This window comes from Hominenteromicrobium mulieris (assembly GCF_046197855.1).
GTDB lineage: Bacteria > Bacillota > Clostridia > Oscillospirales > Acutalibacteraceae > Hominenteromicrobium > Hominenteromicrobium mulieris.
Genome location: NZ_CP173188.1, coordinates 2127334 through 2144212, shown reverse-complemented (window position 1 = coordinate 2144212; position 16879 = coordinate 2127334). Strand labels below are relative to the sequence as shown.

Annotated in this window: 13 protein-coding genes; 12 read left to right on the top strand and 1 reads right to left on the bottom strand. The window is 49.8% G+C overall.

Annotated elements, in window-relative coordinates; all coding sequences use genetic code 11:
* Position 1: 1 nt before the first annotated feature.
* Both ACI0CA_RS10475 and ACI0CA_RS10470 read left to right on the top strand, forming a co-directional pair.
* On the top strand, positions 2-1822 hold the full coding sequence (locus ACI0CA_RS10475) for a type IV secretory system conjugative DNA transfer family protein (RefSeq protein ID WP_446806850.1): 1821 nt from the start codon (positions 2-4) through the stop codon (positions 1820-1822).
* Positions 1819-2076, top strand: coding sequence for a helix-turn-helix domain-containing protein (locus ACI0CA_RS10470; protein ID WP_176922224.1), 258 nt, complete (start codon positions 1819-1821; stop codon positions 2074-2076). The genes ACI0CA_RS10475 and ACI0CA_RS10470 overlap by 4 nt, the downstream gene beginning before the upstream one ends.
* A 134-nt stretch (positions 2077-2210) precedes the next feature.
* Here ACI0CA_RS10470 and ACI0CA_RS10465 read toward each other — a convergent pair whose 3' ends face one another.
* A complete protein-coding gene (locus ACI0CA_RS10465) occupies positions 2211-2498 on the bottom strand; it encodes a helix-turn-helix domain-containing protein (RefSeq protein ID WP_178877296.1) in 288 nt (95 codons plus the stop codon).
* A 487-nt stretch (positions 2499-2985) separates the two neighbouring features.
* Here ACI0CA_RS10465 and ACI0CA_RS10460 point away from each other — a divergent pair, with 487 nt between their 5' ends.
* The 10 genes from ACI0CA_RS10460 (at position 2986) to ACI0CA_RS10415 (ending at position 16802) form a co-directional block, all read left to right on the top strand.
* Positions 2986-4101: a tyrosine-type recombinase/integrase gene (locus tag ACI0CA_RS10460; RefSeq protein ID WP_446806851.1), complete on the top strand. Its 1116-nt coding sequence runs from the start codon at positions 2986-2988 to the stop codon at positions 4099-4101.
* A gap of 230 nt (positions 4102-4331) precedes the next feature.
* The gene (locus tag ACI0CA_RS10455) at positions 4332-4946 is read left to right on the top strand and encodes a TetR/AcrR family transcriptional regulator (RefSeq protein WP_446806852.1); all 615 of its coding nucleotides are present in this window, start codon (positions 4332-4334) and stop codon (positions 4944-4946) included.
* Between the two features lie 44 nt (positions 4947-4990).
* A complete protein-coding gene (locus tag ACI0CA_RS10450) occupies positions 4991-5656 on the top strand; it encodes a sugar transferase (protein WP_446806853.1) in 666 nt (221 codons plus the stop codon).
* A gap of 60 nt (positions 5657-5716) precedes the next feature.
* Positions 5717-6934, top strand: a complete 1218-nt coding sequence (locus ACI0CA_RS10445; RefSeq protein ID WP_446806854.1) for a glycosyltransferase family 4 protein — start codon at positions 5717-5719, stop codon at positions 6932-6934.
* 13 nt (positions 6935-6947) lie between these two features.
* Complete coding sequence (locus tag ACI0CA_RS10440) at positions 6948-8069, top strand: glycosyltransferase (RefSeq protein ID WP_446806855.1); 1122 nt, start codon at positions 6948-6950, stop codon at positions 8067-8069.
* Positions 8066-9253 carry a glycosyltransferase gene (locus ACI0CA_RS10435; protein WP_446806856.1) on the top strand — a complete coding sequence of 396 codons (1188 nt, stop codon included), beginning with the start codon at positions 8066-8068 and terminating at the stop codon, positions 9251-9253. The genes ACI0CA_RS10440 and ACI0CA_RS10435 overlap by 4 nt, the downstream gene beginning before the upstream one ends.
* Entirely contained in the window at positions 9250-10437 is a 1188-nt protein-coding gene (locus ACI0CA_RS10430; protein WP_446806857.1) for a hypothetical protein, read from the top strand. Before ACI0CA_RS10435 ends, ACI0CA_RS10430 begins: the two co-directional genes overlap by 4 nt.
* On the top strand, positions 10379-11185 hold the full coding sequence (locus ACI0CA_RS10425) for a phosphorylcholine transferase LicD (RefSeq protein ID WP_446806858.1): 807 nt from the start codon (positions 10379-10381) through the stop codon (positions 11183-11185). Before ACI0CA_RS10430 ends, ACI0CA_RS10425 begins: the two co-directional genes overlap by 59 nt.
* A gap of 58 nt (positions 11186-11243) precedes the next feature.
* A complete protein-coding gene (locus ACI0CA_RS10420; RefSeq protein WP_446806859.1) occupies positions 11244-11711 on the top strand; it encodes a hypothetical protein in 468 nt (155 codons plus the stop codon).
* Between the two features lie 18 nt (positions 11712-11729).
* Positions 11730-16802, top strand: a complete 5073-nt coding sequence (locus ACI0CA_RS10415) for a phosphodiester glycosidase family protein (RefSeq protein ID WP_446807000.1) — start codon at positions 11730-11732, stop codon at positions 16800-16802.
* The last annotated feature ends 77 nt before the right edge of the window (positions 16803-16879 follow it).

The following is a 16879-nucleotide window of genomic DNA, read 5'->3' as shown; positions in this document are numbered from 1 at the left end:
AATGTTGAACGCAAGTATCTGGATACTGATCGCAGCGGGAGCAGCAATGTTCCTTGTCATCGGTGGGCTGTCCATGATGTCTCATCACTATACCCTTGGCAATATCAAATCCCGCACTGTGGGCGATGGGCAGCATGGTACAGCCCGATGGGCCACCGACAAGGAAATCAAGCAGACCTATGCCCATGTGCCCTTCAAAGTCAGAGAGTGGCGCAGAGGACAGAATCTCCCCACGGAGCAGGGATTGATCCTCGGCTGCAAGGGGCAACCGCAGGAACTCACCGCACTGGTGGATAGCGATGACATTCACTGCCTTATGATCGGCGCCAGCGGTATTGGCAAAACCGCATTCTTCCTGTATCCCAATCTGGAATACGCCTGCGCCTCCGGTATGAGCTGGCTGGCGTTGGACAGCAAGGGTGACCTGGCTCGAAATTACGGTACGATTGCAAAGAACTGCTATGGCTACAATGTGTCCGTCATCGACCTGCGCAATCCTACTCGTTCAGATGGCAATAATCTGCTGACACTGGTCAACCGCTACATGGATATCGCGCGAGAGGATCCCAAGAACCTGGCGGCTCGAGCCAAGGCGGAGAAATACGCCAAGATCCTTGCCAAAACCATTGTCAACCCCGATGGCGATGACAGCAATCGCGGACAGAATGCCTTTTTCTATGATGCGGCGGAGGGACTGCTCACCTCGGTCATCCTGATGCTGGCGGAGTTTCTTCCGCCGGATGAGGAGCATCCCCAGGAACGCCGGCATATCGTTTCCGTTTTCAAGTTAGTGCAGGATCTGTTGGAACCCAGTAAGGTAAAGGGCAAGAGTCACTTTCAGCTTCTGATGGGTAAGCTGCCACCTGACCACAAAGCCAGATGGTTTGCGGGCGCTGCACTCAATAGCGCGGAACAGGCCATGGCTTCTGTCATGTCTACTGTGCTTTCTCGTCTCAATGCGTTTCTGGACTCGGAGCTGGAACAGGTGCTCTGCTTTGACAGCGCCATTGACGCGGAAAAGTTCGGCTCTGAAAAGTCTGCCATCTTCCTCATCCTTCCGGAGGAGGACACCACGAAAAACTTCATGGCGGGCTTGATGATCCAGAATCTGAGTCGAGAGCTGTTCGCCGTAGCGGATGAAAACGGTGGCAAGCTGCAAAACCGCGTGGTGCTGTTTTGCGATGAGTTTGGTACCATGCCGCCCTTCGATGTCCTTCCGCTGTTCTCCGCGGGCCGTTCCCGCCGCTTGACGCTGGTGCCGATCATTCAGTCTTTGGCACAGCTTGAAAAGAACTACGGAAAAGAAGGCAGTGAAATTATTCAGGACAACTGCCAGGACACCATCTTCGGTGGCTTCGCACCAAACAGCCAAACGGCGGAGGTGCTGTCCAAGGCACTCGGAAACCGCACTGTTCTGTCTGGATCGGTGAGCCGAGGAAAGAACGATCCCAGCCAAAGCCTGCAGATGATGGAGCGTCCGCTGCTGACGCCAGATGAGCTGAAGTCTATTCCCAAGGGGAATTTTATTGTCCAAAAGACAGGACAGCACCCTATGCGCACCCGCCTGCGGCTTTTTCTGGAATGGGGTATCACCTTCGAGGAGCCTTATATCGTGCCGGAGCGGGCAGATCGTGCGGTAGCCTATGCCAACCGTGAGGATCTGGAGCGAAACCTTCCGCAGTCAAGCAAGGCAGAAGATGCGGATGTGAGCGGAGCCTATGCCGTTTCCAGACGCGGCGGCATGTCCCATGAGCCTGCCGTAGAGAAGCCCCGGCGCAGGGGCGGAAAGCAAATGAAGACCTATGGTGAGGAGGATCTATGAGTTACTTTGGAACAATTTATGCCGACACCGAACTGCCCTCCAGAGCGAGGGCAGTTTATATGTATCTGCGTGACCGCGCAGACAGCGAGGGGAAATGCTGGCCGGGAATCAAGACGATTGCGTCCGACATGCGCTTGTCCCGCTCCACGGTCAAGCGGGCATTGACTGATCTGGAGCAGCACGGGTATCTGCAAAAGATCCCGCGCTATCGTGATAACGGCAGCAGTACATCCAACCTGTATTCCGTGCAGTAAAGCCGCAGAAAAGCGCAGTCCTCCGCCAAGGGAGGGCTGCGCCTATTTGCTGAACCCAGGGGAGGTTCATGATGGACCTCCCAGAAGGACCCACTCTATCGGAGATTTAATACAGAGAAAGAACAGTAGTTGGGTTACTTCTCAGAATCCGTAAGCTCGTTGATTTGCTCAGAGAAAAGTGATGTGTTGAGAAGATCAGATGGTGTGATCATCAATGCATCTGCAAGATTGAATAGTGTCTCCAAGGAAAAGCTTCTGATCATGTTAGGCGCTTCAATGGCGCTTAGATGAGAGCGGCTCATATTGGCCTTCTCTGCCAGTTGATCCTGAGACATGCCACGCAATTTGCGCAGAGTTGAAATTGCGATACCAAGTTGAATAAAACGATCTCTGTTCTTAAAGCTGACGCCTTCCTTGCTCATAAAAATGCCGCCCCTTTCTGGATAAAATTATAGCTTGCCCGGCATTTTTTATCCGCTCTATAAAAAGAGCTATTGACTTATTTATAGAGCATGGTATAATTAAAAAGAGCAGAACAGTGATTTATAAAGCGAGACGAGATAGCGATTGAAGGCGTTATTGAATCACCGCACTGGAAAAACAAAAGGAGATTTCCGCAATGCGAAAATCTCCTGAGTCACACAGATTACCGTGTTATTTTCGTGGAGTTTGCCACTCCACGGGAAAGCTAAACCCTATTTTTTCTTCCGTATTATAGCATATTGCACATTGAAATGCAATTGTCTCAGCGGCGAAATGGAAGAAAAAAGTGTGATTTTATCAGCGCACGGCAATATTTGTCGAAGAAATACCTTGATTTGAAAGTTTAGCGCAGTCAATCCGGCAGTCTGGATGGATTTAAAATAAGATCCACACCCATATGATCACAGCACAAGGAGGAATTACAAAATGGCAAAGGGTGAGAATATCTTCAGACGGCGGGACGGTCGCTGGGAAGCCCGCTATAGCAAAGGGCGTGAGCTATCCGGAAAAATCAAATATGGATACTGCTATGGAAAAACATATCGTGAGGCCAAAGAGAAAGCGGAAAAGTGCAAAGCAGCGTTAGCAAGCGGAAATCCCTTGCCAACATCCAAGACTCAAAATCTGTTTTCCGCCTATTGTATGGGGTGGCTTCACGCAAAGAAAAGCAAGGTGAAAGAATCAACATATATCAAGTATAGCACGGTAGTTGAAAAGCACATCATTCCCAAACTTGGTGATTGCTGCCCTTTGGGATTTACTACGGAACTGATGGACGATTTTATCAAAGAATTGCAGTTTGAAGATGAGCTGGCACCAAAGACCGTACATGATATTCTGGTCGTGCTGCACGGAATCTTAAAGTTTACGACTTCAAAGGTCACAGGAACCTTTCCTGTGGTGGAAATCAACTATCCGAAGATAGGAAAAAAGGAAATGCGCGTTTTGTCCAGAGAGGAACAGGAGCGCTTCATTTCCTACCTGCAAAAGGATTTGGATCCATGCAGATTTGGTATCTTGCTGGCGTTGTGTACAGGCATCCGAATTGGTGAACTCTGCGCGTTACGTTGGGAATACGTTTCTACAAGAGATAAAGCAATCAAAATTGCAGAGACGCTGCAAAGGCTGCGTGACACCAGCGCATCACAGAATGCTCGAACGAGAATCGTAATCGGTCCTCCCAAAAGCGATACCTCCGTGCGAACGATCCCTATGACGGAATACGCGGCTGGGCTTTGCAGGCACATGAAGCCGCAAAGTTCAGCCGCATATGTTTTGACCGGAACGGACGCATTCATGGAGCCACGGGTATTGCAGTATCGATTGGAAAAGTACACGCAGGCATGCGGCCTGGAGGGTGTGCATTTTCATACACTTCGGCACACATTTGCGACACGAGCTGTTGAGGTCGGATTTGAAATCAAATCCTTGTCCGAAATCTTGGGCCATGCCTCTGTCACAATCACGCTGGACCGATACGTGCATTCTTCGTTGGAACTGAAAAGGGACAATATGCAAAAGCTGAATGCTGCAGGGATGTGATCTCTGCGCAGTCAAAAATCAGTGTTATCGGATGATATCAAATCGGGAAAAGCCCTGCTATGCGGGGCTTTTTCTTTGCTTTTGTAGCAGAGTGGCAAACTCCATGAAATTTCCGATTGTGGATCAGCAAATCATTCGCAGCAATAAAAATGATTTGCTTTTTTTCTTGGACACAACATAGTGGGCACTCACTCAGTAATAACATCATGTACCATAAATGAGGTAATCGAATGAAGAGGGAACGGAATGCAAAACAGGCATTTATCGAGGGGACAGTTCGTGTTGTGGCCAGGGATGGATTGGATAAAACGACAACGAAAGCAATTGCAACAGAAGCTGGCCTGAGCGAAGCATATATCTATCGTTGCTTCGAGAGCAAAGAGGCGCTGCTGCGTGCTGCCTTCCACATGGAAGATGTCGCTTTCGCATATTTTCTCAAGCAAAACCTCGTGGGTATGCATATACAGAATGCTCCATGGAAGGACAGAGCGTTTCAACTGTGGTCAGCAAGCTGGAGGTTCATTCTTGGAAGGAAGGACGACTGCCTCTTTTACCTTCGATACTACTATTCTGCGAATTGCCGCACTTATGCATACGAGGAGCATCTCCAATGTTTTCAGGAGCTATTTGCAGCGGTGGAACAAACTTTCAAACCGGAAGCCAATGTCAACATGCTACTTCATCAGGTTTTTGACACGATGCTGTCTTTTGCCGCAAGAGTGCTTGGCGGTGAAATGCCGGATGATGATGCGACCACACAGTGGGCATTTGAACAGATATACAGCTTTGTTGTACCTAACGTTCGTGAAGAGCTTTTGATCCCATCTGGCTCAACACCGGTCTGACGGTGCAGCTACTTAGAGATTAAAAGTGTAGGGATGTGGGATATATGGCGACAACAGCGACCGGCTGTTTGGCAGAGGAGCGCTCTGCAGATGTGATTATTCAGGTAGCAAAACCTGTACTGCGGCAAAAGAAGCTGTACCTGATAGCGAAGCGTGTTTTTGACATAGTATGCTCTTTTTTGGGCCTGCTGATTCTGGCAATCCCGATGATGATCGTTGCATTGATCATCATCATAGACTCGCCGGGTGCTCCGATTTTTAAGCAGGAGCGGCTCGGTATCAATGGAAAGCCTTTTATGATCTATAAATTCAGATCCATGCGCCTTGATGCAGAGGAAAACGGTCCTCAGTGGGCGGATGAACAGGATCCAAGATGCACACACTTCGGCCAAATCCTCCGGCGCACTCGGCTGGACGAGCTTCCCCAGCTCTATAATATCCTACGCGGCGACATGAGCTTCGTTGGCCCGCGACCGGAGCGTGCCTATTTCTACAGAGAATTTGAGAAATATATTCCAGGCTTCTCCAACCGCCTGCTGGTCACACCGGGGCTGACCGGGTATGCGCAGGTAAACGGCGGATACTCACTGAAGCCGGAAGAAAAGATCATCTACGATATGGAATACATTGAACGCCAATCCATCGCTCTTGACATCAAATGCCTCTTAAAGACTGTACATATCGTTTTTTCTCATGAGGGAGCCAGGTGATATTGGTGCGTTAGGGCCCTTAAACCGGAACAAGAAACAAGTAAGAGAGATCGTGAAAAAATGAAACGTGACATCCTTTTCCTCTGCCAGTTTTTCTATCCAGAATACAATTCCTCCGCAACGCTCCCTTTTGATACTGCCAGTTATTTGGCGCAAAACGGATACTCTGTCGGTGCCTTGTGCGGCTACCCAAGGGAATATAACACCAGCGGTGAGGTTCCAGTTAGAGAGATGAAGGATGGCGTTTCCATTCACCGGCTTCACTACATGCAGCTCAACCGACGCAGTAAGCTCGGCAGACTGATCAACTATTTTTCTTTTACATTTTCGGTTTTGCTCCATATTTTTGAAATCAAGGATTACCAAGCGGTCATTGTCTATTCGAATCCACCGGTGCTTCCCATTGCTGCAATTTTGGCCAATAGACTCTTTAAAACGAAAATCATCTTTGTATCCTACGATGTTTATCCGGAAGTCGCTTATGCCTCGGGCAGTCTGAGAGAAGGCAGCACCGTTTCAAGCGTAATGCAGCGAATCAACAAAAGTCTCTTCCAACGCGCCGAATCCGTTGTTGCATTGACCGATGAGATGCGGGAATACCTTCTCAGCCATCGGCCTGAGCTTTCTGCGGATCGCGTTGTCACCATCTCCAATTGGGCGCATGAAGCAACAGCTGGCAGCAAATCCACAGCACGGGCTGAACTGGGATATACAAATGAGGACTTTATCGTTGCCTACTTTGGCAATATCGGTATCTGTCAGGATGAAACAGCCTTGATTCAGGCGATGGATCAATTGGCAGATTACAAGAATATCAAATTTTTAATTGCCGGGCACGGAAACAAAATGCCATCAGTCCGACAGGCGGCAGAACGGCTTCCCAATGTCAGAATCTGCGATTTTCTCACCGGAACTGCTTTTGAGCATGCGGTCGCTGCCAGTTCCTGTGGCATTGTCAGTCTCGAACAGGGGCTGACCGGTATGTGCGCCCCCAGTAAATATTATAGCTATCTGCAGGGCGGTTTGCCAATTCTGGCTGTTGCGGAACAGAACTCCTACTTATCAAAGGAAGCCTTGCATTCTGAAATCGGACTATGCTCAGATGTGGGAAATGGTGCGCAGCTCGCCCAGAATATCTTGCAATTGTATCGTAACCCGGAACTGTGCAAAAGAATGTCAGACAATGCAGTGAGACTATACACGGAAAGGTATGCAAAGGGCATCGGCTTGAACAAGTATGTCGCCTTGCTCAAGAACGTATTACGCACGGCCAACTAAGGAATTGCTTTTCATGAAATACATATTCATTAACTCTGTCTATGGATTTGGAAGTACAGGCAGAATTATCGCAGATAAATGTGAACAGCTCAAAAACGAGGGCCATGAATGTGCTGCCGCATATGGAAGAACATGTGCAGATAACGGCGCGGCACAATTGATTCGAATCGGCACGAAGCCGGATTATCTGTTTCACGCAGGAATTACGCGCTTATTCGATTTGAATGGATACGGCTCCAGAGCGGCAACACAGCGATTGCTTTCGCAAATCGAGCATTTTCAGCCAGATGTGATTTGGCTGCACAACCTGCATGGCTACTATTTAAATATTGAACTGCTCTTCAAATGGTTGAAGGAGCATTCTCAAATCAAAATCCTTTGGACGCTTCACGATTGCTGGGCATTTACCGGACACTGTGCTCATTTCAGCGCCGCCAAATGTGACCGCTGGAAATCCGGCTGCGGAGATTGTCCACAGCTGAAGGCATATCCCAAAACATATGGGGCGGATCACACGCAGAGGAACTACCGGCAGAAACAGGCGTGCTTTACTGGCCTTGCGAACTTGACGATCATTGTTCCATCGGAGTGGTTGGCCCGGACAGTGAAGCAAAGCTTCTTAAAAGAGTACCCTGTTGAAGTAGTACACAATCAGATCGATAAAAGCCTGTTCAAGCCAACACCGAGTGATTTCCGAGAACAATACGGATTGGACGGGAAAACAGTTATTTTGGGTGTAGCCAGCGTTTGGGATAAGGAGAAAGGACTGCTCGATTTTTGCCGGCTGCGGGAAAAGCTGGACAGCCGGTTTGCAATCGTCTTGGTAGGCGTGACGGATAAGCAAAAAAGCAGGCTCTTGCCGGGCATCCTGGCCCTGCCCCGTACAGCCAGTCCCAGAGAGTTGGCCGAAATCTACAGTGCGGCAGACGTGTTCGTCAATCCTACGCATCAGGATACATACCCAACGGTGAACTTGGAAGCCAGAGCCTGTGGGACGCCAGTCATCACCTATGATGTCGGTGGCAGCCCTGAGAGTGCAGGCGGAAAGTACATTGTAAAAGAAAATGATATTGACGGGTTGGCAGAGCAAATTTACAAACTGACGGAGCGAGAAGCGGTGGAGCTATCTGTATGATTATTTTGGGACCATTGTTCCCAGAGAAACGGGAACAGGAAATTATATCCGCATCAAAACGAGGCGTCTCCAATGCAGCGAATAACTTTCAATGGAATCTGATTAAGGGAATCCATGCGAATACAGATGAACCACTGATTGTTATCAATGCCCTGCCAGTTGGAACATGGCCTAAAAACTTCAAAATCTTTCACCTGAAAGATACAGACTGGTCCTGTGAGAACATAGTCGGCCATGAGGTCGGCTGCTGGAATATCCCGCTCGTAAAACAATTCATGCGAATGAGGAAGGTACGGGCGTGGCTGAAGAAGTATCCGTGTGAATCGGAAGTTCTGATCTTCACAGCATATCTTCCGTTTTTGTGGGCTGTCAATAAACTGAATCCCGAATACAAAGTAACGGCAGTGATTACGGATATCCCCGAGTTTTATGATATGCACCGGGTTTCTTCATTCAGGAAACTCTTGCGGAGAATCCACTGCAAAATTGTTTATCACTTTATGGCAAGGGTAGATCGTTTCATTCTCCTGACGGAACAAATGGCTGTGCCTTTGCATGTAGGTGATCGCCCATACCTCGTGATGGAGGGAATGTGCGGAGATGTTGCAGATGAACCGCCGGTTTCAAAGCCTCAACCGTTTTCCATGCTATATACAGGACGGTTGAACCGGCGCTATGGCATTGAATTGCTCCTCCAGGCGATGAAGGAGTTACCGGATCCTGATATTGAATTGTGGCTGTGCGGCTCCGGTGAAATGGAGGAAGAAATTCGCACGTATGCTGCGCAGGATTCCCGTATTCGCTTCTTCGGTTTTTTACCACATGAGGAAGCGGTGCAGTTGCAGAAGCAAGCAACCGTGCTTGTCAATCCAAGAACCAATCAGGGCGAATACACGAAGTACAGCTTTCCTTCCAAGACTATGGAGTATATGGCATCGGGCCGTCCGGTCATGATGTTTCGTCTGGACGGGATACCCGGAGAGTATGATCCATTCTTAACTTATATTCCAGAGGAGAGCGCTGCTTCCATTCGGAATACGGTGGAATCTCTCAGAGAATTAAGCCCATCAGAGCTGGATGCGATGGGCGCGAGAGGGAGAGATTTTGTACTGAAGAATAAAAATCGAAATGTGCAAATGCACCGGGTCCTGGACTTCATTCATAAGGAGCAAAGCAACGCATGACAATTGTACCTCTGTTCCTGCTGACGCTCGGTGCGATCAATTGGGGATATGCATATCCGCTGGTGTTCCTGTTTGTAGCTCTGTTGCGGCAGCGAATGCTTGGCAGAGAAATCTATTTTAACTTCTTGTATGCGCCAGGTTTTTGGCTGCTGCTGTCTGCAGGCATGACATATGCCCTGATTGGAATGCGGACGATCTCGGGTGTGTACCACCATGGAATTCTGCCAGTCGTCGCATTCGCAATCGGTTGGCTCATCGCTGAGGGAAGTTCTGATAAACAAATCCGAGATGGCATTTTGGCGCTGGCAGCCGGATTTGGAACTTACGCAACCTTGAATATGCTGGTCAACATCGGAAATAACCGATACCGTTTGATTGATTTCTGGACAGGTACATATCGAGCTGCAACGGGATCCGGCGCACTAAATACGCTGCCGATCTCAGTTACCCCCTATGCGGTGAAGTTCGAGAAAAGACTCCCGGTAAAGATCATGTTCCTTGCGTTGTTTTTTGCCACAATTCAGTACATGTTCATGCTGGGAACACGAACACAATTTGCAATTCTTCTGCTGATTGTGATTCTTGCCGCACTGCAATTCGCATACAGCGAGCATGGTATTGCTGGAATTTTGAAATGTCTTGGAATCATGGTCGTTATCAGCCTGATTGCGTTTCTGTTCTACCATTTCAATGTATTGTCCATCAGGGATTATATCCTAAGTACAAATCTGGCGGCGCGCTATGAGCGGCGGGCATCCTTAGAGAATTCGGATTCTTTCCGCTTTCAAAGCTTTTGGATCGGACTGCGTGAATTGATTCAGTACCCGATGGGTGGCCGAGCCAGTCAGATATATCGCCACAACATGTGGTTGGATGTTGGCAGAGTTTCAGGAATTATTCCATTTTGCCTGTTGCTGATTTACTCCATTAAAAACTTCGCCAATGTGACGGTGATATGGAAAAACCCAAAAATCCTTCCGTCGCTGCGATACCTTCTTCTGTTCCTGTATATCGGCGCGTATGTCAATTGCTTTGTTGAACCAATTTGGGAAGGTGCATTGAACTTCTTCCTTGCTCTGTGCGTAGTGGATGGAATGGTCAGTGCAATGATGAGGAGATTAGAGAATGACCCCAATTCAGAAGAAAGTGTTCCAGATGCTTCAAATCTTCACGCAGATCTGTGATCGGTTGCAGTTGAAATACTTCTTAGTATGTGGCAGTGCGCTGGGGGCGGTTAAGTATGGTGGTTTTGTCCCTTGGGATGATGATGTCGATGTCGCGCTATTCCGCAATGATTATGAACGCTTCTGCAAGGAAGCTCCGGCTTTGCTTCCAAAACAGTTTTTCCTTCAAAACTTTCAATCAGATCCTGCATTTCCTGCTATCTACAGCAAGCTGAGGAACTCAGAAACGACCTGCATTGAGGAAAGCGTTGCGGTGCTTCCAATCAACCATGGAATCAGCATTGACATTTTCCCCCTGGATGGTTACCCGAAAGATAAAAAAGAGCAGGAACGACTGGAGCGCAAGAAAGCCTGGTTTGTCAGAAAGCTATCTATTCCCTGTGTTCGTCCTGAGCGGTGGAAAGAAGCAGTTGTGAATCCGCTGCGAGCTTTGGGCTTTGGTAAAAATACCGCACAAACTGCTGCGGCCTATACAGCATTGATCTCTGCATGGCCGGTAGAATCTTCGAATGTCATCGCAAACCACGGGAACTGGCAAGGACACTTGGAATACCACAGAAAAGAAATATATGGCGATGGCAGCTACGGCATATTCGAGGGGCTTCCTGTCCGTCTTCCGGAAGACTGTGATGCGTATCTGAAGCAGAAGTATGGTGACTATCGGCAAGATCCACCGCCAGATAAGCAAAGAAGCCATCACAGATACTTGAAATTAGATACCGAGCGTCCATACACGGAATACTTGTGATTTTAGGGCACACGCCCTGAAGAATATAGCAAAATCAAAAATAAAGGAAGGTTATGGAATGAAAAGAAAGACACCAGTCAAACTGATAGGCTATTTGTTATGCGTTGCACTTTTGTGTGGCCTATTGGCCGGATGCGGCAATGACAAAGTGCAGGAAGAGCAGAATGATAATGTTTCTGCAGATACGATTCCAGAAGATGTAGTCGTTCATACAGACTACGGTGATCTGCATTATCCGGATCGTTGGCAGGAGTATGTTACCATTCGCCAGGAGCAGAACGGAAACACGATTGCGGTTACCTTTGAAACCAAGAGCGGAGAAGAAACCTATGAATTGTTCAAGGTTTTAATTGGTGATGACAGCAGCGAGGTTGTTGGCTGCCTGACGGATGACACAGGAACCCAGCGAAATGTTTATCTGCATGTAGAGGAACTGCCTGCAGACTCTGGCTTGGAAGAGACAGAGCAGACCCGCTTCTACGCAATGCAGGAGGACTTAAATTATCTGATCGATAATTTAAAATAAATGTAAGGAGAAACTGACATGGCGAGAGGAACAATGAAAAGGTATCTGTCAATGTGCCTTGTCATCGTCATGCTGTTGACAACGCTACTGCCTGTTGGAGCGTATGCGGCAGATGACTCGGCAATTGAGGATACCGCCACGAACTATGAAGAACCTGTTGCTTCTGAACTCGAGGATGTCTCCGTTGAACTGGAAGACCAGGAATCGGAGCAAGTGGATGACACATCTGCCGTCACTGAGATTTCAGACTATGCGACATTCCTTTCCTGCTTCAAGGTTCTGGAAGGCTATGCCCAGACCTATACGGAAGAAAATGTCGGTGAGAATGCCAATGCGCTGATCATCAACTATATCCGTACAGGCGTGGAGCGGTATACCTCCGGCACTTGGGAAATGGTCTGCGGCAAGGAGAACACTGCCTTCACCGCCTACGTTTCCGAGCAGGATACCGCGAACAACACCTCGGCTTCTGCACTGAAGAACTTGGGCAACTTCACATTGCCCAATGGCAATAAAGTTGACCTTGGCCATGTGTTTGGCGCAATGGATGTGGCCAATTACGCCAAGGTGCAAGGCATGACGGATGCTGTTGTTCAGGCTCGTGCCGACATGGGCAGTTGGGCCGGTGACATTACAGATCTGATGTACTGCGCCGAAAACGTGGATATCGCTGACAAGGTGGATACCACGGAGACTGACGTCGATACGCTTGCCGCCAACATTCGTGCAAGATACCTCGGTGTAGATTACGGCACACTCAACAGTGTGGATCACTCCTTCACCGATACGGATCTCTATGGCGATATGGATGCGTTCTATCTCACAACGGAGATGAATCGCGGCGGTGTGGCTCTGAGCACGATCATTGAGAACTACTTCACCGCAGGGCTTACAGATGCAAGCCGTGCTTCCTACTTCCTGACCAACCGTCTGGGCGGCATGGTCACCAAGGACGGTATCCGGAGCAAGGTTATGAGTACCTATACCGGGAATACCCTGATCGGTGCGCTGGAGAGCTCCTATTCTCTGACCGATCTTTCCAACTATGAAACGCTGCGTAAAGCGTGCTGCTACGCTTTTGCAGATTATCTCTTTGACCTTGCGGGTGATCCGAACGGTACCGACCCGGTCGACCCTGATCCGGATCCCGAACCCGGCCCGGAGCCGGATGATGCATACTACTCTGTGTTCTCTTCGGATACGACAACGGTCGCTCCCGGCGTGACGCAGACGATCAACTATGCGCTGACCAAGGACGACAAGCAGATCGTTTACTACATTGCCACGGCGGATATCGCCCGGGAGGATGTGAGCATCCACGCCAATTATCACGCCAACGATCCGAGCCAGGGCTGGGCCATGTCCCGTGTATCTGACCAGATGGCGGCGGCCCAGAAGCGGCATTCCGATCCGTCCGATGCGGCGAATTATGCGGAGCATTACAATGCCGTGGTCGGCGTGAATGCGGACTTCTACAACATGACGACCGGCGCTCCCAGCGGCGCGCTGGTCATGGAGGGTGTCGAATACCACAGCGGCGCATCGGCGAACTTCTTTGCGATCCTGAAGGATGGAACCGCCATGATCGGCAGCTCCAGCGATTACGCAGCCTATAAAGACCAAATCCAAGAGGCTGTCGGCGGCAGCGTTTATCTGGTCAAGGATGGAAAGTCCGTCGTGACCAGCGCAGCAGACTATTATAACAGCCGTCATTCCCGCACCTGTGTGGGTATCACCGCTGAGGGCAAGGTTGTCTTGATGGTGCTGGACGGTCGTCAGGAACCCTTCTCCGCCGGCGGCAGTGCTGAAGAACTGGCACAGATCATGCTGGACGCAGGCTGTGTGACCGCAATCAATCTGGACGGTGGCGGTTCCACTACCTTCGTAGCGAAGCAGGAAGGCAGCAATACGCTCACGGTCGTGAACCGTCCTTCGGATGGTTATGAGCGTTCCGTTAGTTCATCTCTGATGGTGGTCTCCACAGCCCCTGTCTCTACGGAGTTTGATCATGCCCTGATCACCTCTGCTTATGATTACTTGACGAGCGGCGCCGCAGTCCGCTTGATTGCTTCCGGTGTCAGTGTGTCCGGCAGCGCGGCGGAACTCCCTGCCGATATCACATGGAAGTCCGCGGATGAAACCATCGGTACCGTCTCTGAAGATGGTGTTTTCACCGCCGTCAAGAAGGGCAGCGTGGAAATTCAGCTCCTGTCCGGTGACACGGTGATCGGCAGCAAGACGCTTACCGTGGTCGAGCCGAATGGCCTGAAATTCTCCAAAACGAGTATCAACGCCATTTACGGAGACTCGGTGCGCCTTCCTTTGATTGCAACCTATAATGAGAATCCCGTCGCTGTATGCGCGGGCGATATCACATTTGAACTGAGCAACAGCGCAGCAGGTACCGTTGAAGCTGCGAACAATGGCTTTGCCTTTACCGGCAGCGAGGCGTCCGGTCTACGCAATGTGACCATCACGGCCATGATTACGCGGGACTACTCTATCAGTGCTACGATTAAGGTCGCCATGTACAGTGCCAATCAGGCGATTTTCGACTTTGACAACGCCACAAGCGGCGACAGAACCTTCGCATGGACAAGAGATGTCTCCAATGCGGAATATCTTCCTGGAGGCGATGGCGAGACAGACCGCTATCATGTGATCGATCCCAGCCAGCCCATGAACGTCACCTATGTCTTCGGACTGGATATGATGACGATTAAGGTGCCTGAAAAGCTGGAGCCGCTTCTGTCCATGGTTGCTGGCGGCGATATTTCCGGCATTACAGCTTGGGATCTGCTGCTCCAGCTGGCAGAGCGTGTCAGCTCGAAGACTGAGGTGACGGTGAAGTTCCAGTTTGACCAGAATGTCGCTGTGGATATCTCCAACCTGACGGTGTCCAATGATTACTTCCGTCTTACATCCGCATCTTTGGACGAAAACAATCTGCTCACTGTGAAGTGCAACTTTATCAAGCAGAGCCAGGCCATCGATCCCGATACGGCCAACCCCATCTGTATCCTCAGCGGCGTGCAGCTGTCCGCCAAGGGCGGCGCACAGTGGGATGATAATCAGTGCCTGAGCATTGAGAACTCCGGTTCGGTTGGCTACGACATCTATCTGGGCGCAAACGCGCTCTACAACATGGCGAAGCAGACCTCCTTCCAGGAGCAGTATGGGATCTATCCCTATGAGGAGCCGGAGAATACCACGCACCCCTGCGGCGGCCATTTCTACTGCGAATCGTATCAGGAGTTCACGGATCGTTTCATCCTGGACAACGGCTCCTGGTCCGGTTGGAAAACGGTTAACGGTACATCCTACTACTTCGTCGAGAACAACGCCTTGAAGGGAATCCACAAGGTTCCTGGCCTCAACGATGAGAGCAACGAGTATTTCTACCAGTTCAATGAGACGACTGGTGCCTGCGAGGGCAAGGTCACTGGACTGATTGAATTCGACGGCGCATGGTATTACGCCATCAACGGCGTGGCCAAGTCCGGTTGGTGGAACCTGACGGATGCAAATGGCAACAACGGTTATTACTACTTTGACCCTGAGACTTTCCAGGGGCTGGATGGTGAAAACAGCAGCTTCTTCCCCAATGTGACCTATCAATTTGAAAACGGCAAACTGGTGAAGGGTGCATGGCTGGCCACTGACCACGGTAAGCGCTATTATTATGGCCCCGGCTTTGTTCAGGGCAAGTGGTACACCATTGAAGGTAATCTGTATTTCTTCAATCAGGACGGCTATCGCTACGAGGGCCTCCGGTATGTAAAACTGCGCGATAACCATGATGACCCGATTTATTGGTACGACTTTGGAGAAGATGGCATCTGCCATGGCGTATATCAGCACACAGGACTCTTCTACCTTAACGGAAATACGTATTATACCATCAACGGTATGGTCTGCAACGGCCTGTATCTGGCAGAAGACGGATACTACTATTATTTCGGAAGCGTAGACTACACGGCAGTGAAGAACACCCGTCATTGGGTTTCCTATCCCAATGATACTGGCTTTGCCCCGGCATTCTACAGCTTTGATGAAGATGGCCGCATGATCATTGATACGCCCGATCCTTCAAAGGATGGCATTGTGAATGAAGACGGCGAACTGTATTACTATGTCAACGGCGTTCGCTTCTACGCTGGCCTGATTCAAATTGACGGCGATTACTACTATGTAAACAGCTCCTGCAAGGTAGTCACCAACCAACGCTACTGGGTGTCCAAAACCAATGACCTGTTGCCTGCTGGTTTCTACAACTTCGATGTAGACGGTAAAATGACCGATGCGCCCATTCCGACACCTGACCCCGATCCGGATCCCAATCCTGATCCCGAAGTGAAGAACGGCATCGTCAGCGAGGACGGCGAGCTGTATTACTATGTCAACGGTGTCAAGACCTACGCTGGCCTGATTCAGATCGACGGCGATTATTACTATGTGAACAGCTACTGCAAGGTCATCGTAAATCAGCGTTACTGGGTGTCTAAGACCAATGATCTGCTGACCGCTGGGTTCTACAACTTTGGTGCAGACGGTAAGATGACCGATGCACCCATTCCGACACCTGACCCCAATCCGGATCCCAATCCTGATCCCGAGGTGAAGAACGGCATCGTCAACGAGGATGGCGAGCTGTATTACTATGTCAATGGTGTCAAGACCTACGCTGGCCTGATTCAGATCGACGGCGATTACTACTATGTGAACAGCTACTGCAAGGTCATCACCAGTCAGCGATACTGGGTATCTAAGACCAATGATCTGCTCCCCGCTGCATTCTACAACTTTGACGCGGAAGGCAAGATGACGGATGCGCCTATTCCGACGCCCGACCCTGATCCGGATCCTGATCCCGAGGTGAAGAACGGCATCGTCAGTGAGGACGGCGAGTTGTATTACTATGTGGACGGCGTCAAGACCTATGCTGGCCTGATCCAGATTGACGGCGATTACTACTATGTGAACAGCTACTGCAAGGTTATCACCAGTCAGCGATACTGGGTATCTAAGACCAACAACCTGCTGCCTGCCACATTCTACACCTTTGGTGCAGACGGCAAGATGGTGAGATGACAGAACAACCCATGGGGTATGGCACGTTTGACGCCATACCCCATGGAGAGAAACCTTTCAATGGGGGTATGTTTTGC